22 protein-coding genes are annotated in these 20,962 nt (G+C 42.8%); 19 read left to right on the forward strand and 3 right to left on the reverse strand.

All coding sequences use genetic code 11. From position 1 onward, the window contains the following. Positions 1 to 56 precede the first annotated feature (56 nt). The 4 genes from hemH (at position 57) to BQ5796_RS04235 (ending at position 5,848) form a co-directional block, all read left to right on the forward strand. Positions 57 to 986 (forward strand): ferrochelatase, encoded by a 930-nt coding sequence (gene hemH / locus BQ5796_RS04220; RefSeq protein WP_071459085.1) that lies wholly within the window; start codon positions 57 to 59, stop codon positions 984 to 986. A gap of 33 nt (positions 987 to 1,019) precedes the next feature. Continuing rightward, entirely contained in the window at positions 1,020 to 2,435 is a 1,416-nt protein-coding gene (hemY, locus tag BQ5796_RS04225; protein WP_071459086.1) for a protoporphyrinogen oxidase, read from the forward strand. A gap of 182 nt (positions 2,436 to 2,617) precedes the next feature. Then, positions 2,618 to 3,196: a TetR/AcrR family transcriptional regulator gene (locus BQ5796_RS04230; protein WP_071459087.1), complete on the forward strand. Its 579-nt coding sequence runs from the start codon at positions 2,618 to 2,620 to the stop codon at positions 3,194 to 3,196. A 72-nt stretch (positions 3,197 to 3,268) separates the two neighbouring features. Next, positions 3,269 to 5,848, forward strand: coding sequence for a YhgE/Pip family protein (locus BQ5796_RS04235; protein WP_071459088.1), 2,580 nt, complete (start codon positions 3,269 to 3,271; stop codon positions 5,846 to 5,848). Positions 5,849 to 6,009: 161 nt separating this feature from the next. Here the strand turns inward: BQ5796_RS04235 and yhfH are convergent, their stop codons facing one another. Further along, entirely contained in the window at positions 6,010 to 6,138 is a 129-nt protein-coding gene (yhfH, locus tag BQ5796_RS04240; protein ID WP_071459089.1) for a protein YhfH, read from the reverse strand. Positions 6,139 to 6,308: 170 nt separating this feature from the next. Here yhfH and BQ5796_RS04245 point away from each other — a divergent pair, with 170 nt between their 5' ends. The 10 genes from BQ5796_RS04245 (at position 6,309) to BQ5796_RS04290 (ending at position 16,389) form a co-directional block, all read left to right on the forward strand. Then, entirely contained in the window at positions 6,309 to 7,043 is a 735-nt protein-coding gene (locus BQ5796_RS04245) for an MBL fold metallo-hydrolase (protein WP_071459090.1), read from the forward strand. Between the two features lie 12 nt (positions 7,044 to 7,055). Next, on the forward strand, positions 7,056 to 8,045 hold the full coding sequence (lplA, locus tag BQ5796_RS04250; RefSeq protein ID WP_071459091.1) for a lipoate--protein ligase: 990 nt from the start codon (positions 7,056 to 7,058) through the stop codon (positions 8,043 to 8,045). Between the two features lie 212 nt (positions 8,046 to 8,257). Continuing rightward, positions 8,258 to 9,487: an arginine deiminase gene (gene arcA, locus BQ5796_RS04255; protein ID WP_071459092.1), complete on the forward strand. Its 1,230-nt coding sequence runs from the start codon at positions 8,258 to 8,260 to the stop codon at positions 9,485 to 9,487. Positions 9,488 to 9,514: 27 nt separating this feature from the next. Beyond that, the gene (argF, locus tag BQ5796_RS04260; RefSeq protein WP_071459093.1) at positions 9,515 to 10,507 is read left to right on the forward strand and encodes an ornithine carbamoyltransferase; all 993 of its coding nucleotides are present in this window, start codon (positions 9,515 to 9,517) and stop codon (positions 10,505 to 10,507) included. Positions 10,508 to 10,600: 93 nt separating this feature from the next. Beyond that, entirely contained in the window at positions 10,601 to 12,001 is a 1,401-nt protein-coding gene (gene arcD / locus BQ5796_RS04265) for an arginine-ornithine antiporter (protein WP_071459094.1), read from the forward strand. A 23-nt stretch (positions 12,002 to 12,024) separates the two neighbouring features. Continuing rightward, complete coding sequence (arcC, locus tag BQ5796_RS04270; RefSeq protein ID WP_200792900.1) at positions 12,025 to 12,978, forward strand: carbamate kinase; 954 nt, start codon at positions 12,025 to 12,027, stop codon at positions 12,976 to 12,978. 197 nt (positions 12,979 to 13,175) lie between these two features. After that, positions 13,176 to 13,955 carry an enoyl-CoA hydratase-related protein gene (locus tag BQ5796_RS04275; RefSeq protein WP_428839286.1) on the forward strand — a complete coding sequence of 260 codons (780 nt, stop codon included), beginning with the start codon at positions 13,176 to 13,178 and terminating at the stop codon, positions 13,953 to 13,955. A gap of 31 nt (positions 13,956 to 13,986) precedes the next feature. Further along, a complete protein-coding gene (locus BQ5796_RS04280) occupies positions 13,987 to 14,718 on the forward strand; it encodes an AzlC family ABC transporter permease (RefSeq protein ID WP_071459096.1) in 732 nt (243 codons plus the stop codon). Further along, a complete protein-coding gene (locus BQ5796_RS04285; protein ID WP_346190278.1) occupies positions 14,705 to 15,013 on the forward strand; it encodes an AzlD domain-containing protein in 309 nt (102 codons plus the stop codon). The genes BQ5796_RS04280 and BQ5796_RS04285 overlap by 14 nt, the downstream gene beginning before the upstream one ends. 95 nt (positions 15,014 to 15,108) lie before the next feature. After that, positions 15,109 to 16,389, forward strand: coding sequence for a M48 family metallopeptidase (locus tag BQ5796_RS04290; protein ID WP_071459097.1), 1,281 nt, complete (start codon positions 15,109 to 15,111; stop codon positions 16,387 to 16,389). A gap of 95 nt (positions 16,390 to 16,484) precedes the next feature. On the opposite strand, the gene BQ5796_RS04295 is transcribed toward BQ5796_RS04290, so the two are convergent. Further along, positions 16,485 to 16,721, reverse strand: a complete 237-nt coding sequence (locus BQ5796_RS04295; RefSeq protein ID WP_071459098.1) for an IDEAL domain-containing protein — start codon at positions 16,719 to 16,721, stop codon at positions 16,485 to 16,487. Positions 16,722 to 16,912: 191 nt separating this feature from the next. Here BQ5796_RS04295 and BQ5796_RS04300 point away from each other — a divergent pair, with 191 nt between their 5' ends. Beyond that, a complete protein-coding gene (locus tag BQ5796_RS04300) occupies positions 16,913 to 17,482 on the forward strand; it encodes a competence protein ComK (protein ID WP_071459099.1) in 570 nt (189 codons plus the stop codon). Positions 17,483 to 17,502: 20 nt separating this feature from the next. On the opposite strand, the gene BQ5796_RS04305 is transcribed toward BQ5796_RS04300, so the two are convergent. Then, on the reverse strand, positions 17,503 to 17,904 hold the full coding sequence (locus tag BQ5796_RS04305) for a YhjD family protein (protein ID WP_071459100.1): 402 nt from the start codon (positions 17,902 to 17,904) through the stop codon (positions 17,503 to 17,505). A gap of 276 nt (positions 17,905 to 18,180) precedes the next feature. Here BQ5796_RS04305 and BQ5796_RS04310 point away from each other — a divergent pair, with 276 nt between their 5' ends. From BQ5796_RS04310 to BQ5796_RS04325, 4 genes are all read left to right on the forward strand, one after another. Beyond that, entirely contained in the window at positions 18,181 to 19,119 is a 939-nt protein-coding gene (locus BQ5796_RS04310) for an LCP family protein (protein WP_428839314.1), read from the forward strand. A gap of 109 nt (positions 19,120 to 19,228) precedes the next feature. Continuing rightward, positions 19,229 to 19,834: a TVP38/TMEM64 family protein gene (locus BQ5796_RS04315; RefSeq protein ID WP_071459102.1), complete on the forward strand. Its 606-nt coding sequence runs from the start codon at positions 19,229 to 19,231 to the stop codon at positions 19,832 to 19,834. A 34-nt stretch (positions 19,835 to 19,868) separates the two neighbouring features. Next, positions 19,869 to 20,429, forward strand: coding sequence for a signal peptidase I (lepB, locus tag BQ5796_RS04320; protein WP_071459103.1), 561 nt, complete (start codon positions 19,869 to 19,871; stop codon positions 20,427 to 20,429). 87 nt (positions 20,430 to 20,516) lie between these two features. Further along, complete coding sequence (locus BQ5796_RS04325; RefSeq protein ID WP_071459104.1) at positions 20,517 to 20,843, forward strand: hypothetical protein; 327 nt, start codon at positions 20,517 to 20,519, stop codon at positions 20,841 to 20,843. The last annotated feature ends 119 nt before the right edge of the window (positions 20,844 to 20,962 follow it).

The following is a 20,962-nucleotide window of genomic DNA, read 5'->3' on the forward strand; positions in this document are numbered from 1 at the left end:
AAGTATATGAATAAGCAAAAGACGGCTGCCTAAAGCTTGAATAAAGAGGTGCAAACATGGCAAAGACAAAAATGGGCCTGCTTGTCATGGCCTATGGTACTCCATATAAAGAAGAGGATATGGAGAGATACTATACCCACATCAGAAGGGGGAGAAAGCCTTCTCCCGAAATGTTGGAAGACTTAAAACAGCGGTATGAAGCGATTGGCGGTATTTCACCACTTGCAAAAATAACGGTGGAGCAGGGAAAAGCACTGGAAGCGTATTTGAACAATATTCAGGAACAATATGAGTTCAAGCTGTATCTTGGTTTGAAGCATATTGAACCATTCATTGAAGATGCGGTAAAAGCAATGCATGATGACGGAATCGAACAAGCTGTCAGTATTGTTCTCGCTCCTCATTTCTCTACTTTCAGCGTAAAATCCTATAATGGAAGGGCAAAAGAAGAAGCTGAAAAGCTCGGAGGCCCGGAAATCGTTTCAGTCGAAAGCTGGTATAATGAACCAAAGTTTATTGAGTACTGGGGAGAGAAAGTAAAGGACACCTATGACAGCATGCCTGAGAGTGAAAGGGGTTCTGCTATGCTGATTGTGTCTGCACACAGTCTTCCTGAAAAAATCATTCATATGGGCGATCCATATCCACAGCAATTGGCAGATACTGCAGCAATGATTGCAGAAGCTGCTGGAGTGGAAAGGTATGAAGTAGGGTGGCAAAGTGCCGGCAACACGCCAGAGCCATGGATTGGCCCTGATGTTCAGGATTTGACTCGCAATCTTTTCGAAAAACACAGATACAAGGCTTTCGTCTATGTACCAGCAGGTTTTGTTGCAGATCACCTGGAAGTACTGTATGACAACGATGTTGAGTGTAAAGCAGTGACGGATGAGGTCGGAGCATCCTATTACCGTCCATCAATGCCAAACGCTAACCCGCAGTTCATCGACGCGATGGCACAGGTTATCTTGAGAAAACTGCATTAATAAGGTTAATTCATAGAAAAGCAGGCGATGTATATGTCTCAAAGGAATAAAAAAGTTGTCGTAATCGGTGGAGGAATCACTGGCTTGACAGCTGCGTACTATTTGCAAAAGCAGGCACGTGAATATGGGTTGCCCCTTGATGTCACGCTTGTGGAGGCATCCCACCAAGTGGGCGGCAAGATGCGAACGGTTGTCAAGGATGGCTTTGTTATTGAACGAGGCCCTGACTCTTTCCTCGAGCGGAAAGAAAGTGCTGGAAGGCTTGCCCGCGAGGTTGGACTGGGAGATAAAATTGTAAACAATTCAGCGGGGAAGTCGTATGTTCTTGTAAGGGACAGGCTACATCCTATGCCTGGAGGCTCTATAATGGGCATCCCAACAGAAATTGGCCCGTTTGTCACAACAAAACTGTTTTCATGGTCTGGAAAGTTCAGAGCGGCCGCGGACTTTTTTATGCCTCCTACCGAAAAAAAAGAAGATCAGACACTTGGGACCTTTTTCAGGCGCCGGCTCGGAGACGAAGTGGTGGAGAACCTTGTAGAGCCTCTTCTTTCCGGAATTTATGCAGGTGATATCGATCGCCTGAGCTTAATGGCAACATTTCCGCAGTTTTATCACATTGAGCAGAAATATGGCAGCCTTGTCCGTGGAATGAAAAAAACTACTCCAAAACGGAAGTCAGCTGCAGACGGAGAAAAAAAGAAAGGCATTTTTATCAGCATTTCCACAGGACTCCAGTCGATGGCTGAAGCAATTGAAAGGAAGCTCGATGAGGGTTCTGTTCTCAAGTGCACAAGGGTGGATAAAGTGACAAAAGATAGCAAAGGCTACGAGGTCAGATTGAGTACAGGAGAGACCTTGAAAGCGGATAGCATTGTCATGTGTGTACCGCCTGAAGCAGCGCTTCATATGTTCCCTGAGCAGGAGCATTTGTTTGCTGGCTTCAAAGAGATGCCTTTCACTTCCGTCGCAACCATCTCAATGGCTTTCCCAGAAAGTGCAATCAAAGAGGATATCGACGGAACAGGATTTGTTGTTTCGCGGAATAGTGATTATGCTATCACTGCTTGTACATGGACGCATAAAAAATGGGCTCACTCGGCTCCAGCTGGCAAGGCCTTGCTTCGATGCTATGTCGGAAGGCCTGGCGATGAAGCAATTGTCGATGCCGCTGATGCGGAGATCGTCCAGGTGGCACTCGGCGATTTGCAGAAGATAATGAATATTTCTGGTGAACCGGAATTCACCGTTGTTACACGCTGGAAAGAATCGATGCCGCAATATACGGTGGGGCATCGAGGAAGGATAGAAGAATTGAAAAAAGGGCTAGCGGAAGAACTTCCAGGGGTATATGCTGTTGGCAGTTCTTTCGAAGGTCTTGGCATACCTGATTGCATTGATCAAGGAGAAGGTGCTGTGAAGAAGGTACTCTCTTATTTGGATTTTTGAAAAGTAACATATTAAAAGCCTGCTCTTTCGTATGGGAGTAGGCTTTCTCCTTAAAGAAAATTGAATTGTTGCCTAAAAAACTTTGTACAAAAAGCTTGAAAAGCTGATTCAATCCTGTTAAAGTTAATTTTGTTCGAAATGACTATTTTGTACATTTGGTCATTTTTTTATAAAAAGGGGTGATGGAGGTTGGGATAGACAGGAAGAAATTGATTATCGAGGCAGCAACAAAGTCATTTTCCTTGTTTGGCTATAAAGCAACGACCATTGATCAAGTCGCCCGTCTTGCAAATGTTGGAAAAGGTACTATCTATACTTTCTTCCGGAATAAAGAAGAGTTGTTCGACGAAATCATCAAGAGTCTCATTAAAGAAATGAAAGATACTGCAGATGCTTCGATTGATCCTGAGCTTTCTTTTTACGAAAATGTGCACAGAGCGCTGTACAGCATTCTTCGTTACCGGAAAGAACACCAGCTTACAATTAAGCTTTTTCAGGAAGAGCGTGATATGGGAACGCCTGCTGTAATTGACGTCATGGTGAAGTTGGAACAAATGATTCTGAAGTATATCGCTGAACAGATTATTGTGGCGATGGAAAAGGGAGAAATTAAGCAGTGTGACCCCGAGTTGACGGCATTTGTCATGCTTAAGCTGTATATTTCCCTAATCTTTGATTGGGAAAAGACACGTGAGCCGCTTAGGAAAGAGCAGATTCTCGAACTGTTTGAGCTATATATTTTCAAGGGATTATCTAAGTAGATGACCCTGTTTTTTTAAACTGAAATGACCAAATGGACGAATCGGTCAATTTTTAATGGAGGATTGCAACGTATGAGAAATAGTTTATTAATCCAGGAGGCTCTTTCAATTTTTCAGAACAAGAAGCTTCTGATCCCTATCATTGCTGTCCTATTCATCCCGGTATTGTACACCGGAATGTTTCTCCATGCCTTTTGGGATCCATATGCCAGGCTCGATGAGCTTCCAGTGGCTGTTGTCAATATGGACGAAGGAGCAACAATGGAAGGTAAGGATATTGATCTTGGAGATGTACTTGTAAAAAAATTGAAAGAAGGAAAGAATTTTCATTTTAATTTTGTAGACAAAAAAGAAGGCGAGCGCGGCCTTAAAAATCAAAAGTATTATATGACGATCGAAATACCAAAGGATTTCTCAGAGAACGCGACAACCCTTTTGGATGAAAAACCGAAAAAGCTTGAATTGGTATATATGCCAAATGAGAGCTATAACTTCTTATCCGCGCAAATAGGCGGGACCGCAGTAGAGAAAATCAAGGCAGCTCTTTCAGAAAAGGTCTCAGAAACGTATGCGGAAACGATGTTTGATAAAGTAGGCGAACTTGCAGACGGTGTGAAGAAAGCCGGAGAAGGTGCCGGCAAGTTGAATGATGGCGCAGGCGAACTGAAAAAAGGATCAAAAGCGCTATATGATAATCTTGAAATGCTTGCAGGAAAGTCGATTGAATTTAATAATGGAATGAATACAGCCTACTCGGGATCAAAAGAACTATCATACGGTTCTTCTGAGCTTGCATCAGGGTTAGGAAAACTTCAAGATGGCGGACAAAAGCTTCAAAGTGCTTCTAGCACCCTTCAAGGGGGACAGGAAAGCCTCCATGAGGGTATCAGCAAAACGAAAGACGGGCTGAACGAGGTTAACGGAAAGCTGCCTGATTTAGTAAATGGTACGGGCCAGCTAAAAGCTGGAGCAGATGAGCTTGCAGCCAAGCAAGGTGAGCTTAAAAACGGTATCGATTCCGTTGGCAGCGGGATTGGCGAGCTTCAAAAGGGTGCTGGCAAGTTGCAAGTGGGCGCTGGAAGAGTAAGGGAAGGAGCTTCAAACCTGAAAGCGGGTGTTGATGAACTAAAGACCGGAGCAAATGATGTTAGCGACGGAGCATCCCAGCTTGCTGGAGGTTTGCAGGAATGGCAAAAAAGCTCTGTTGATGTTGCAAACGGAGCCAGTGAAGTGAATGAGGGAATCATTCAGTTAAATAATCAGCTTCAGCCGCTATTGAGCAGCCCTGCTCTTCCGGATGATCAAAAAGCAATTTTGAAAGCAACGCTTGATCAATTAATTGCTGGAAGTGGAAAGGTGAAGAATGGTACAGCTGGACTTTCTGAGGCAGCTGGTGAAATTACAACTAATGGGAATGCATTATCAGCGGGTGCAAGTAAACTATCAGCCGGTGCTGGGGCCTTGTCTGATGGCGCAACCAAGCTTGCTGGTGGAGCAAATGAGCTTTCAGCAGGCGCAGGTGGACTATCTGCTGGTCTTGCGAGTGCGTCCGAAGGTACAACAAAATTATCTGATGGTGCTGGAAAGCTTGCTGCTGGGGCTGGAGAACTTTCCGGCGGGTTGGAAGCAGTCAATGATGGCCAGCAAAAGCTTGGCGGTGCGATCGGTCAGCTTTCAGCTGGAATCGGCCAACTGGAAGATGGTTCAGGCAAACTCGTTGCAGGACATAGTCAGTTCAGTACTGGCCTATCTGCTTTAGGCCAAGGTTTAGGCAGTGCAAAAACCGGAGCTGATAAGCTTGCAGGCGGCGCTGATAATCTCTCTAATGGCTTAGGTCAGCTTGCAGCTGGTTCGGAGGCAATGCAATCAGGTGCAGGCAAGCTTTCAGAAGGAGCTCGAAAAGTTGCTGATGGCAATAGTAAGCTTGCCAATGGTTCATCTGAACTAGCGGAAAAGCTGCAAGACGGCGCAGATAAAGCGGATATAAAAGCAGGAAAAGCTAATTTTAATATGATGGCAGATCCTGTTAAAGTGGATAATAAAAGATTGAATGAAGTACCAAACTACGGAACAGGTTTCGCACCATACTTCTTGTCACTAGGATTGTTCGTCGGTGCGCTATTGATTTCAATCGTGTTCCCATTGAAGGAAGCTGCTGGGGTGCCAACAAGCGGTGTCCGTTGGTACTCAAGCAAGACAGCTATTCTTGCTGGTGTTGGTATTCTTCAATCATTGTTTGCAGATGCGATTCTTCTATGGGGATTAGGTCTTGAAGTAGACAATGTTGGATTGTTTATACTGTTTACGATTATTACAAGCTTTACTTTCCTTGCGTTGATTCAATTCCTTGTCACTTTGTTCGGTGATCCAGGACGATTCATTGCAATCTTGATTCTTATTCTGCAGTTGACTACAAGTGCAGGAACTTTCCCGCTAGAATTAATTCCTGGCTGGCTTCAAGGATTCAATCTACTGTTGCCAATGACCTACTCTGTGTCAGGATTTAAGGCAATCATCTCTAGTGGCGATATTGCTTACATGTGGCAAAATGCAGGAGTTCTCTTTGGTTATATTGCCGTTCTTTCTGTCGGAACTCTATTATTCTTCAGGGTCATGCACAGAAGGACTTATTACAAAGCGAATGAACAATAAAAAAATGGCCGTTATTGCTTTTGCAATAGCGGCTTTTTCTATTTTACTGTAAAAAACCAGCCCTAATCATGAGGGCTGGTAAAAGGATTGCAGCATTGCTGCAGGGAAAGGTTTTACATATAAACGGCACTGGGGCCGAGTAGATGGCCGTCTTTTGAAAGTTAACGAGGATCGAGGCATCTGTCACATGTGTTTCCGTAGCATTCATGCTGCTCGCTGATTGGCTCGCCGCATTCTTTACAGTTTTTTACCGGGAGATTGCGGAAAAATTCAAGTGCATTTTGAAGCATGCTGTCAGCCTCCTGTAAATGATTTGTGATGATACAGTTTCTTTGTTGTTTTTATTGTATTATAACAGAGTTTGTCCTGTCAACGTTGTTTTGAAACAAACTAACCATTAATGAAAAAATGGGCAGAATGAAGTATAGTGAAAACATGGATTAGAAGGAGGAGATTTCTATTGAAGTTGACTATCATAGGATGTTGGGGTGGCTATCCTCGTAAAGGAGGGGCAAGTTCGGGGTATCTCTTGGAACATGATGGTTTTTCTCTCTTAATCGATTGTGGCAGTGCGGTCCTTTCAAAGCTGCAGGAATACATTCATCCCGAAGAGCTGGATGCAGTCATACTGTCCCATTACCATCCTGATCATATTGCTGATATCGGTGTCCTCCTGCATGCAAGGCTGATTCAAGGGTTTATTGGAGAAAAGCCGCCTGTTCTGCCGATATTTGGTCATAACATGGACAAGAAGGAATTCTCTAAACTTACATACAAAAACATAACAAAAGGGATTGCATATGACCCTGTTCAAAAGCTTCGCATCGGACCATTTGCGATAACATTCCTCCATACCGTTCATCCGGTTCCTTGCTATGCAATGAGAATTGAAGCAGCTGGAAAATCGTTTGTTTATACGGGGGACACAGCTTATAAAGATGATTTTGCATCTTTTGCGCGAAATGCCGATATGCTGCTGTGCGAATGCAATTTTTATGGGAATATGGACGGGAAAGGTGCTGGTCATATGAATAGCATTGATGCTGGAATGCTTGCCTCACGAGCTAATGTGAAGAATCTTGTCCTTACCCATCTTCCGCATTATGGGGAACTTAATGAGCTTGCAAAGGAAGCATCAAAGCAATATGAAGGAAATATCATGCTTGCGGAAGAAGGTTTAAGAATAACGCTTTGAGGAGAAATGCCCATGCTTTTTATTGACAACAACGGAATAACAGACCCGCATATCAATCTTGCCATCGAGGAATATGCGCTGAAGAACCTTGATGTGAATGAAACCTATCTGTTGTTCTATATCAACGAGCCATCGATCATCATCGGAAAAAATCAGAACACTATTGAAGAAATTAATACAGACTATGTAGAGCGGAACGGTATCCATGTTGTTCGCAGATTATCGGGTGGCGGAGCCGTCTATCATGATCTCGGCAATCTGAACTTCAGTTTCATCACGAAAGATGATGGCGAGAGCTTTCATAACTTCCGTAAATTCACAGAGCCTGTCATCAATGCGTTGGAGAAAATCGGTGTAGAGGCAGAGCTGAGCGGCAGGAATGACATCCTTGCAGGCGGGAAAAAAATATCGGGAAATGCCCAGTTTGCAACACGCGGAAGAATGTTCAGCCACGGAACACTGCTGTTTGACTCGGAAATGGAGAACATCGTCTCAGCGTTAAAAGTGAAGAAAGATAAGATAGAATCAAAAGGAATTAAATCCATTAGAAGCCGTGTGGCGAACATTTCCGACTATATGGAAAAGAAGCTGAACATTGTGGAATTCAGAGACCTGTTGCTCAAAAATATTTTTGCCGAAAATGAGGAAATCCCTCAGTACAAGCTTACAGAGGAAGATTGGAAGCAAATCATGGAGCTATCAAAAGAACGTTATCAGAATTGGGATTGGAATTACGGGAAATCGCCGAAATTCAACGTCCAGCAGTCTCATCGCTTTCCAGCAGGAAGCATTGATGTCAGACTTGAAGTCAATAAAGGGAGAATTGAAAGCTGCAAGATTTTTGGCGATTTTTTTGGGGTTGGTGATGTCAGCGATATCGAAAGACAACTCGAAGGCATTAAGTACGAAATAGCTGCCTTAGAAGAAACTTTAAAGGAAGTCAACATAAAACATTACTTTGGTAATGTTACCCTTGAAGAATTTATCAACTTATTGTATTGATGGAACGAATCCCTTCGCATTAGCGGGGGGTTTTTCTTTTTGGATAAATTATAGGTATTTTTAGGAAGTTGCTGCGGGAAGTATTGAACCTTGTTTACCCCTATATTAACGGGGAATAAAAAAGCTGAAAGCGATAATAATATAATCGGGTCTTTAATTCAGAAAGATGCTTTTAGTTAAAGACGCGGAATGAAGAAAAAGGAGTGAGATGCTTGAAATATCCGTTGAATGTTACATCGGAAATTGGGGAACTAAAGACTGTCCTTCTGAAAAGGCCGGGCAAAGAGTTGGAGAACTTGACACCAGATTATTTGGCGACACTGTTGTTCGATGATATTCCATTTCTTCCAGCAATCCAGAAAGAGCATGATTACTTCGCTAATGCTCTGCGCAACCAGGGTGTGGAAGTGGTCTATTTGGATACGCTTGTAGTGGAATCAATACTAAATGATGACATTCGCATGCATCTCATTGATGAGTTCTTGAGCGAGAGCAAAGTTGGCGAAAGCTCTTCTTTGGAATTAATCCGTGAATACCTTGTCAGCCTTCCAAAAGATGAGCTGGTTGGGAAGATGATGGAAGGTTTGCAAAAAACCGAACTTACGCATGAATCAAAGAGACATCTTCACGAATTTATTGAGAACCAAGATCCATTTTATTTGTTCCCAATGCCGAACCTATACTTCACAAGGGACCCGGCCGCAGTCATCGGAAATGGTGTTTCTCTTAACCGGATGAACAGGACTGCTAGAGGCAGGGAATCTTTATTTATGAAATATATTATAAAGTATCATCCTCGCTTTGCGCCACATGACATCCCGCTTTGGTTTGACAGGGGAGGAGCTTATTCCATTGAAGGCGGGGACGAGCTGGTTCTTAGCAATGAGGTTGTAGCAATTGGTATAAGTGCAAGGACGACTGCCCAAGCAATTGAAAATCTCGCGCAAAAGCTTTTCGCCAAGAATAAGGAGTATAAGAAGGTCATGGCGGTGGAAATCCCCAAAACAAGGGCATTCATGCATCTTGATACCGTATTCACGATGGTAGACCGCGATAAATTTACCGTCCATCCGGCAATACTAGGACCTGGTGGAGAAATGAATATCTTCATCCTTGAAAGAGGAGACGATGAAGATCTTAAGATTACCCGCCGTGAAAATATTGTTGAAGCTTTGAAAGAAGTGCTCAATCTTCAGGAAGTTGCCCTTATTCCTTGTGGAGGCGGAGACGATATAGCATCTGCTCGTGAGCAGTGGAATGATGGAAGTAATACACTAGCTGTTTCTCCAGGGGTTGTCATAACTTACGACCGTAACTACGTATCGAATGAATTGCTTCGTGAAAATGGCATTGAAGTTATTGAAGTATTGAGCAGTGAATTGGCCCGTGGCCGCGGTGGCCCGCGTTGTATGAGCATGCCTCTATACCGGGAAAACCTGTAAACATAATCATGATTAGGAGGGCTAACGATGGGATTTAACCTTAAAGGCAGACACTTTTTGACGCTGAAGGATTTCACACCACAGGAAATTGACTTCCTCATCGATCAGTCAATTGAATTCAAGCGCTTGAAGTATGCTGGTATTCCGCACAAGATGCTAGAAGGTAAAAATATTGCACTCTTATTTGAAAAACCGTCCACTCGGACAAGGTGTGCATTCACTGTTGCCTGTATCGACCTTGGAGCCCATCCGGAGTATCTAGGAAAAAATGATATTCAGTTTGGTAAAAAAGAATCGAACCGTGATACTGCCATTGTTCTCGGCAGGATGTTTGACGGTATTGAATTCCGCGGATTCAAACATGAAACAGTGGAAGAGCTGGCAAAATATTCAGGTGTTCCGGTTTGGAATGGACTTACCGATATGTTCCATCCAACGCAAATTCTTGCTGACTTTATGACAATAAAAGAAAAGCTTGGTTATTTGAAGGGTGTTAAGTTTGCTTATGTGGGAGATGCACGCAACAACATGGGTAACTCCCTGATGATAGGTTCTGCGAAAATGGGTCTGGATTTCCGGGCTGTAGCACCGAAAGAACTTTTCCCGAACGAAGACCTTGTTGCATATGCACAGGGAGTCGCAAAGGAGACGGGTGCAAGCATTACGATTACGGACAGCATCGATGAAGGCGTTAGGGAAGCCGATGTCATTTATACAGATGTATGGGTTTCTATGGGAGAAGAGGACCAGTTCAAAGAAAGAATAGATCTGCTTGAGAAATACCAAGTAAACAAAAGAATGATGGATATGACCGGAAAAGACCATACTCTCTTTATGCACTGTCTTCCGGCTTTCCATGACCAGGAAACCCAAGTTGGCAGGGAAATTAAGGAGAAGTTCGGTCTTGAGGCAATGGAAGTTACGGATGAGGTTTTCCGGTCGAAGAACAGTGTTGTTTTCGATGAGGCAGAAAACCGAATGCATACAATCAAAGCAGTAATGGCAATGACGCTGTCATAATTAGGAAAGAAATGTGCGTGCTTCAGCCGAATTAATTAGGCTGAAGCACGTTGCATCCATTTCTATTTTATCTGGAGAGCGGGTGTTTATCGAATGGCAGAAAATGAAAAAAAGCTCGGGTTATTTGCATTGATTGCACTTGTAGTGGGATCGATGATTGGTGGGGGAGCTTTTAATATCGCTACAGATATGGCCTCTGGTGCCAGTACAGGCGCAATTATTCTAGGATGGGTTATAACTGGGATCGGGATGATATGCCTTGGGTTTTGCTTCCAAAACCTTACGAGCAAACGACCGGATCTTGAAGGCGGGGTCTTCAGTTACGCAAAAGCAGGATTCGGTGATTATTGGGGATTTAATTCTGCATGGGGATACTGGCTGTCTGCCTGGCTCGGCAATGTTGCATATGCAACACTTTTATTCAGTTCCATCGGTTATTTTTTTCCGATATTCGATGGGCAGAATGTTGCCTCGATTGTTGGCGCTTCCGTCCTCTTATGGGCTGTTGTTTTCCTCATATTAGGCGGAGTTCAGTCCGCTGCGCTTGTTAATACGGTTGTTACAATCGCCAAGCTAGTACCGATATTCCTATTCATCATTCTAGGAATTTTCGCGTTCAATATTGAACAATTTAATGTTGATTTCTGGGGTAAAGGAGAATTTAGGCTTTCTGACGTCCTGGGTCAGACAAAGAGTACCATGCTTGTGACGCTATGGGTATTTATTGGTATTGAAGGAGCAGTAGTCCTTTCGAGCAGGGCAGAGAATAAAAAGGACGTAGGGAAAGCTACTATCATCGGTCTCGTCTCTACTTTGCTGATTTACGTAATGATTTCCTTGTTATCAACAGGGATTATGTCAAAAGAAGAACTGGCTGATCTAAAGAGCCCATCGATGGCATACGTGCTTGAAAGCGTTGTGGGGCCTTGGGGAGCGACATTTGTCAATCTTGGACTCATCATTTCTGTTCTTGGAGCATGGCTCGGCTGGACATTGCTTGCGTCAGAACTGCCATATTTAGCTGCGAAGGATGGCGTTCTCCCTAAGCTGTTTGCCAAAGAGAATAAAAATAAGGCGCCGGTAAATTCTTTGATCATTACAAATGTATTGATCCAGGTTTTCCTCTTGACCTTCCTGTTTTCCGATAAGCCTTATAACTTTGCTTTTTCACTGGCAAGCTCTGCGATCCTTGTGCCTTATCTGTTTTCCGCACTATATCAAGTCAAATACAGCATGCAGGAAAAAGAGACGAAGCAGACTGCTATTGGGATAGTTGCAAGTATTTATGGTGCGTGGCTGCTTTATGCCGCAGGAATCGATTATCTCGTTCTGACGGCAGTTTTGTATGCGCTGGGGATATTTGTATATCAATATGCCCAGAAGGAACATGGCAAAAAAGCATTTAAGCCATTTGAATTGGTTTGGGCGGGATTGTTTGTCGTGTTTGGAATTCTCGCCATCTTCATGCTGACATCAGGAAAGATTAGCATCTAGGATTTTCACATCAGGAGGAATTCATTATGACAAAAACAATCGTTGTTGCCCTTGGCGGAAATGCCATTCAAACGGGAAATGGCGCTACTGCAGAAGATCAGAAAAACGCATGTTACAATACAGCCAAGGAACTGGTGAAGCTGATTAAAGAAGGGCATAAGCTGATAATTGCGCACGGCAATGGTCCCCAAGTAGGAAACATCGTTCTTCAGCAGCAAATGAACCAGAGTGACAAACTTCCTGCAATGCCTCTTGATACATGCGGGGCAATGAGCCAGGGAATGATTGGATATTGGCTTCAAAATGCTCTTTATGAGGTTTTCCACGATGAAGGGATTGATTATAACGCTGTTACTCTTGTCACGCAGGTTCTCGTAGACGAGAATGATCCAGCTTTTGATAACCCTACAAAACCGATAGGCTCTTTTTATAGCCAGGAAGAAGCAGATGAGCTTCAAAAAACAAAAGGTTACCGAATGAAAGAAGATGCTGGCCGAGGTTACCGGAGAGTCGTCCCATCCCCGAGGCCAATCGATATCATCGAAAAGAAAGCAATAATGGATCTCATTGCTGCCGGCAATATTGTAATTGCTGCCGGTGGGGGAGGAATCCCTGTATCTAAGGACAATTCAAAGCTGATCGGCATTGAAGCAGTTATTGATAAAGATTTTGCTTCAGAAAAGCTCGCAGAGCTTGTGGAAGCGGATGCATTCCTCGTCTTAACAGCAGTGGAAAATGTAGCGATTAACTTTGGAAAACCTGAGCAGCAAAACCTTCGTAACCTTTCCGTAGAAGATGCGAAAAAATACATTGAGGAAGGTCATTTTGCACCTGGAAGCATGCTGCCAAAAGTTCAGGCAGCTATTCAATTTGCGGAATCGGCAAACGGAAGAAAAGCATATATTACTTCACTTGAATATGCTTATGATGCGATCAGTGGAAAGACGGGAACTGTTATAGGAAAAATGCTGCAGTAGCGCTCGCTCAAATGAATAGGGGAAGCGAACATAATATAAGCTGTGGTGAAGTCATTCTTCCATCCAAAAAACTGGAATAAAGAATGGCTTTTTTTTGTTCGGAAAAATATCAAGTCTAAAAAGTCTATTGCCTTTAATGAAAAAGGAATTTGTCCTTTTTTGGAGAAAGAATCTAGTAAGAATACGGGGAGGAATGCATGTTGAACAATATTTCTTTGCAAGAACTGGGGCATATCGCAATAGTCACGCTTAAAAGGCCTGAAAGTATGAATGCTTTTAATTATGATACGCTGCTAGAACTACAGGAAGCGGTTGAAAAAATCCGGACGGAGAAGAATATACGGGTGGTCATTTTCACTGGTTCTGGTGATAAAGCATTCAGCGTTGGAGCAGATTTAAAAGAGCGCAGGACGCTTTCTGATGAAAAGGTAAAGCGAAACATCTATAAAATAGGCGAAGTTTTCACTAGTATTGACCAGCTTCCACAGCCAACGATTGCAGCAATCAATGGATTTGCGTTCGGAGGAGGAATGGAGCTAGCTCTCTCATGTGATTTCAGGATTGCTTCAGAGGAAGCAGTAATGGGTCTGACCGAGACTTCGCTTGCTATTATCCCTGGTGCAGGAGGAACACAGCGGCTGCCAAGGATTGTTGGTCAAGCTAAGGCGCTTGACTTAATCCTGACAGCTAAAAAGCTAGACGCTAATGAAGCTTTCCAATATGGGCTGCTTCATAGAGTGGTGCCCAAACAAGCCCTTATGGCCGCATGTGAAGAATATGCCGGACGAATGCTGGCAAATGGCCCTGTAGCCCTCATCCAGGCAAAATATGCGATCAAACAAGGTATGAACGTCGACCTTCAAACAGGATTGCAGCTTGAAAGAAAAGCATACGAAATCACGATTCCCACGGAAGATAGGCTAGAAGCTTTGAATGCGTTCAGTGAAAAGAGGAAGCCTGTCTATAAAGGGAGATAAGGAGCTTTATTCTAAAAATAGGGGGAAGATTGTGGAGAAAAATCGCACTGTAGATGATAACGATGGGGAATTCAGAGAGGGGCTTCATTCCGGGGTAAGTATCTTTATCGGATACTTGCCTGTTGCAATGACGTTCGGTTTGATTGCCAAAGCAACAGGACTGACCCTTATAGAGACAGTCATGATGAGCCTCCTTGTCTTTGCGGGGGCAGCCCAGTACATAGCTTTAAGCCTGCTAGCGGCCGGCACAGGGATGCTTGAAATTGTCCTCACTACTTTTATTGTAAATATACGACACTTTTTGATGGCGGCATCTCTCAATGAGAAGGCGGAAAGGGGCAGCGTATTTGGAAAAGTGATATATGCTTTTGGAATTACCGATGAAACCTTTACGGTGGCATCGATGCGGCAGAAGGTCATTACCACCTCCTATATGCTGGGACTGGTATCTATTTCCTACTTCAGTTGGGTAATCAACTCTGGACTGGGTTACCTACTGGGTTCTGGTCTTCCAAAGATTCTGCAGGATAGCATGTCAATTGCGCTCTATGCTATGTTCATTGGTCTTCTCGTACCTTCCATGAAAAAAGGAGTGAAAGTGGTCTTTCTTGCCGCCCTTGCCGCATGTTTGAATAGCATCTTCACTATTGGTAAGCTCCTTCCATCAGGGTGGGCGATTGTTGCGGCAACAATTATTTCTGCTGTACTGACAGAAGCTGTCTTGTACATGAAGAAAGGAGCGGATAAGCATGTTGAGGGCTGAAATTATCGTGCTGATTGCCATGATGGCAATGGTGACTTATATCCCTAGAATGCTGCCTTTTGCATTGTGGAGCAGTAAGCAGCTTCCGCGTTTTATCCAGGGAGTTCTTGGAAACGTCCCTTATGCAGCTCTGGGAGCGCTTATTTTTCCTGCGGTATTTTTAATGAAGGAAGATATTTTTTATGGGCTTGTTGGAGCGATTGCTGCATTTATTGTTGCCTTCACTGGGGCAAATGTTGTTTTGGTCGTGATTGCTTCCATTGCTGCCTTAAGTGCCTACTCGTATATACTCTAGATTCTTAGCTCATACATAGCGTGCCAGTAATGGTTCTATTTTGCTTGAAGCACGACTAAACTGTTGATAGAGGTTGTACGAAAGGATGATTGCAATTGGTGCGGAAAATGGGCTTTTACAGTATTTCGGCCTATGTTATTTTCGGCTTTTTGGCCTATTGGTACCTGTTCTATTTGGCTGATACTAGCCTGCCGTTCGAACATGGAGGTTCGAGAGCAGATCCTGCGACATTCATGAATCCAAGAGAATACATGTTGAGTGAAGAATATTCAAAGCTAAGGAATCTCCTGTTTTTTCTTTCCACCCCATACGAATGGCTCCTTTATTTCCTCATCTTAATTACAGGATTATCGGGTGCTTTTAAAAAGTGGGGAGAGGAGGCAGCAAAGCCCGCATTTCTTCAAAAGGCTGTCTATGTATTTTGGTTTTCTCTATTCTCCTATGTTGCAGCTTTTCCGTTCAGTTACATTAGCTACCGCTTTTCGAAAACGTATAATATCTCTACCCAACCATTTCCATCGTGGATGAAGGATGAAATGATCGATTATTGGATCAATTTTATGACAATGCTTATTACTGTTTTGGTCCTTTACTGGCTTATTGGAAAAAGCAAACGATTCTGGTGGCTTTTTGCTTGGCTTTTATCCATACCGTTTACCTTGTTTGTGATGTTTATTCAACCAGTGATAATCGACCCGCTCTATAATGACTTTTCTCCGTTGAAAGACAAGGAGCTTGAGGCGAAGATCCTTCAGTTGGCAAGCGAAGCCAATATTCCGGCCGACCATGTCTTTGAGGTAGAGATGGCGGAAAAAACGAATGCGCTGAACGCTTATGTTACCGGAATTGGCGGGAATTCTCGCATTGTTCTTTGGGATACTACGCTGGAAAGGCTGAATGATGATCAAGTTTTGTTCATCATGGCACACGAGATGGCGCATTATGTGGAAAAGCACATATATTTTGGTATTGCAGGTTATTTGCTACTTTCCCTTGTAGGATTATGGATTGCTTCAAAATTGATGTCATGGTCGATTGGTCGATGGGGTGGATATTGGAAGATAAAAGATACTGGGGATATCCGGGCGTTGCCGCTATTTTTGATGATCCTTTCTATGTTGCTGTTCTTATCCTCTCCGGTCAGTAATTTTGTATCCCGTTACCAGGAAAGTCGTGCTGATCGCTACGCCATCGAGATGACAGGAAATACAGAAGCAGCCATCACTTCGTTTCAGACGTTGACAAAGGCAGGGCTTAGCCAAGTAAATCCGCCAATTCTAGTCAAGATTTTCCGCTATGGCCATCCCACCATGCTTGAACGGATATCGCGGCTTGAAGAGTACGAAGTCGAACAAAGGAATAAAGGGGAAGAATGAAGGAATCCCCCGCAAACGAATCTTGCGGGGGATTTTGTTTTTGAGTCATATTTTCGCAGAATAGAATTTGCCTTAATGGAACTTTCAACTGTTCATCATGTCCCGAAACGCTTGTCAAGATCCTTCAGTTCTTCTGTGAGGGTAAGGAAGAGCGTTTGGTCGCGGCGATCGATGGCTTCATCGATTTTGAAAAGCAGTTTTTCCTTTTTCGTTTTGAGCTGGATTTCGGAAATCAGCATGTCGACATATAGGTCCAGGACAAAGGTTTTTTTTGCTTTAATGCGGTTCATCACACTAGCCTTCATATTTTCAGAATAGGATTTATCTTTCATTGACCTCACCTCTTCGACCTTTTTTATATTATATGGACTTTGAAAAGGATAATCAACAAAATTATTTTAATTTTGGGAAAGTTTTTATATCTAACTTTTGTGAAGACTTTCTGAACGTTGTTAATTTTTTACTAAAAAAAGAACCATACATGTTATTATGAAAGAAAAATCCTTTGCAGGGAGATGGTGGAATGGAAACAGGGCATAAAAGTATCATAGAAGAATACGAAATAAACCCATTAACGATGATCCTACTTCCATATCAGTATGGCAGCAAAACCTTTTCGCGGGTATACGAATATGAGGACGATTATATTGTCCCATCGAAGCCGCTTGACATTATTAAAAGAAGCTGCCAATATTTCGGCTCGAGTTATGAAGGAAGAAAAGAAGGAGCCAGAAACATGGCTGGAATAACCCACAAGATCCCTATCATCATTGATCCTCTTAATTCGATTTACTTCCTGCCGACTATTTCGCCATCTAAGCCTGCGTGCATTTGGATTTCTCATGAGCATATACTTAGCCATAAAAAAGTAGACTCTCAGCAGACATCTGTCACTTTTCGAAACAAGCGATCTATTACTCTTCCAGTATCCTTTAGCTCGTTTGAGAACCAGCTGCTGAGAACAGCGCACCTTAGGACAAGGATGATTCAGAGGATGAAGGAATCGGAGCGGCGGGCAGGATATTTATTCGAAGGCCCGAAGTATTTAAGTCGGGAAAAAGCTGATCTTGTCAGTGAACTTCCGTATGAATAAGTGCTATTGGGAATAAAGCGTTAACCTTTCGCATGATATTCAGGGCCTTCATTTCGGGAAAACAGATGGGCTTTCTTACGAAGATAGAGCTCAAGCAACTCTTCTGTTCTGTTGCGAAGACGGGGATTGAAATAATTGTGCCGCTCCTCATATCCTCGATAGAGGAATAAATACATAGTAAAAGCTTCATCTCGCTTCAGCCTCTCAACACGGAGGCTGTTTTGTTTTAAATAGCGCTTTACCGCCGCTAGGTCTTTTTGGATTGTCAGCATTGTTTCATCAATTAGGTTAATATACGGTTTTTTCAATTTAAAGGGACCTGACTCAATTATCGCCCTATCCTTCAATAGTACAGTTAATACCATTGGAAGATAGATGGCCAAATCCAGCATGTCACGGTCCTTCTCAGGAATTCGCGTCATTCGTGCCTACTCCTTTTACAAAAACGAACATTTGTTCTTGTTTTATTTTACTCCAAATGACCATTGTTTATCAAGCTAATTTTTATCTTTTCCCCCAGCTTCTAAAAAATGTGCTCATTTCCTTTTCTCACAAAAGATTTCTAAAAAATTTTTGAAATAAAAGTTTAAGTATAGGATATAAGAAGGAAAATATAACGAGTCTAGCGAAAAGCATTTATTCTAAAAAAGTTTTAAAATGAAAAGGTAATAAACGAAAAGGTGGAAAGCTCTTTGATGATGAATGGCAGACGTGTAATCAAGAGAAGAAGAAGGAGAATACGCTGGGGTCGTGTATTCCTTCTCTTGCTGGCGGTTGTTGCTAGCGTTTCAGGCTATAACTTTTACTCTCAGTATCAGTCAGGCCTGCAACAGTCACAGAAAAGCAGCAGAGCGAAGCAGGAAGTATATGAGTTTAAAGGAAAGCAGGACGAAAACGGATCAACAAACATCCTAATCCTTGGAAGTGACGCCACAGGCAAGGACAAGCCGAGGGCAGATACTATCATGATTGGAAGTTACAATAAAGAAAAGGGAACATATAAGCTCGTTTCTGTAATGAGGGACTGTTATGTTGACATCCCGGGTCATGGGAAAAATAAGATTAATGCAGCATTTGCCTTTGGAGGGCCGGAATTGCTAAGGAAAACAATAAAGTCGAATTTCGGAATAGACTTGCAATATTATGCAGTAGTGGATTTTGAAGGCTTTGTCCGCCTAATTGACGAGGCATTTCCAAATGGAGTAAAAGTCGATGTCGAAAAAAGAATGGAAGAGAACATTGGAGTAACGATTGAACCAGGAGAACAGCGATTGGATGGAGAGCACCTTCTCGGATATGTCCGATTCCGACAGGATGCAGTCGGAGACTTTGGAAGGGTAGAGAGACAGCAAAAAGCAATCAAAGATGTTGCAGATCAATTGGTAAGTGTGAGTACCTTTAGGAAGCTCCCTAAACTGTTGGGAGTGGTTATGCCTTTCGTTACCACGAACATGGATACAGGGGATGTGCTATTCATTGCAAAGGGCTTTATTACCACAGAAAACAGAAATATCGAAACGTTACGCCTTCCGGTGGATGGCACTTTTGAAAACAAGCGGGTAGAAGAGGCAGGTTTAATTTTAGAAGTCGATGAGACTGCTAATGAAAAGGAATTGAAGCAGTTCCTGTCGAACTAACTAGTAAAAATGAATACTAAACTTTCCATTTATTTTCTTGCAGGTGTACAATATTAGCAAAAAGATTTTCTATGCGAAGAAGCCTGCAACATGGAAAAAGGAGTTTGGAATGGATTCTCAATTTCTTCAAGAATGGTTCACCATTGAAAAAGTAATGGATTTAATAAAAGAATACAAGGCACTAGGACCGTTGCCGGGAGTGATGCTCCCAATGCTTGAGGCATTCTTGCCATTCCTCCCGCTCTTTTTATTTGTAATGGCGAATGCTAATGCCTTTGGACTCTGGTTCGGTTTTCTTTTCTCCTGGATTGGTGCTTGCACCGGTGCATTCATTGTCTTTTTGCTTGTTAGGAAGTACGGTCAGCGTCGCATCCTGATATTTGTAAAAAAGCATCCTAAAGTGCAAAAAGGCATGAACTGGGTGGAACGCCATGGATTCGGTCCGTTGTTTGTCCTGTTATGTTTTCCGTTTACCCCTTCCGCGGTGGTCAATATTGTTGCGGGAATGTCCAAAATCAGCGTAGCTCAGTATATGCTCGCAGTCATTGCCGGTAAAATGGTGATGATTTTTACTATTAGTTTTGTTGGGTATGATATTCGATCCCTTATTACAAAACCTGTGCGGACAGCTATTGTAATTCTCATCATTTTTATTCTTTGGTATGTTGGTAAGAGAATTGAAGTAAAAATGAATAGCAGCATTGAAAAAACATGATGAGTGAAATAGCCGTAGTCAGGAGGCGAATATTTTGAAAGATAAGGTTAGAAGGGGAAGCACTGAATGGTTAAAGGCCTTTGCTGCCGGAATAATTATCTTTGCTTTTATCAGAACTTTTTTCTTTTCAAATTATGTGGTGGAAGGAGAATCGATGCTTCCCACCCTCCAGGAAGGAAACAAGCTTGTCGTTAACAAGATAGGTTACGACATCGGGGACGTAAAGCGTTTTGATGTCATTGTGTTTCATGCGAACGAGAAAGAGGATTATGTAAAACGCGTTATTGGCTTGCCGGGCGATAAAATCGAATATAGGGAAGACAGGTTGTTTATCAACGGAAAGGTAGTAGAAGAACCGTTTTTGGAGAAATATCAGGAGCAAATCCAAGGGCATTATTTCACTGGGGACTTTACCTTAAAGGAAGTTGCAGGTAAGGAAACAGTTCCGGATGGGAAGCTCTTTGTTCTTGGAGATAACCGTCTTGGGAGCTGGGACAGCAGATACTTTGGATTCATTTCTATCGACCAGGTGGTTGGGAAAGTGAATCTTCGCTATTGGCCAATCGACGAAATGGTCATCTCTTTTGATAAATAAACCTAGTCCCTCTATCATTTTATGGCTGCATGGTTAATCCACCGTTTCTTGTGGTAAAAGCATAGTAAAAAGCGAGGAGATGAGAGGATGGAAGAGCAGAGGCGGCCATATTTTGTCAGTATTGCAAGCGGGGAGGTACTGGAACAACCTGCTGAAGATACAGGGTATTTTAGGATTACTGCAACAGGAGAAGAAGTGAAGCAACTTCGTGAATTCCTTGGAGAAAATGATAAAGCAGATTGGGAGACTTTTGCAAGAGCACACGTCCCATTCAAGGAATATCATGATAATAAGGCAGACGCAGATTACGATCGTACAATTGATGAAGTCTATCATTTGATTTATCAACTAGGCGATGACAAAGCAAAAAAACATATAGAGAGCATGGGGATTTTGGATAGCAACCGTTTGTAGGTTTGGAATTGTCCAAAAACAAACAGTGGTCGAAACTCTATAAAAAGGCATTCCTTCACTTTGGCCTCAAGAGGAATGCCTTTTTATTGTGGTTTGAAGCAACGGCAGTTATCCTCGAT

Source organism: Bacillus massilinigeriensis (genome assembly GCF_900111815.1).
Lineage (GTDB): Bacteria > Bacillota > Bacilli > Bacillales > Cytobacillaceae > Mesobacillus_C > Mesobacillus_C mediterraneensis.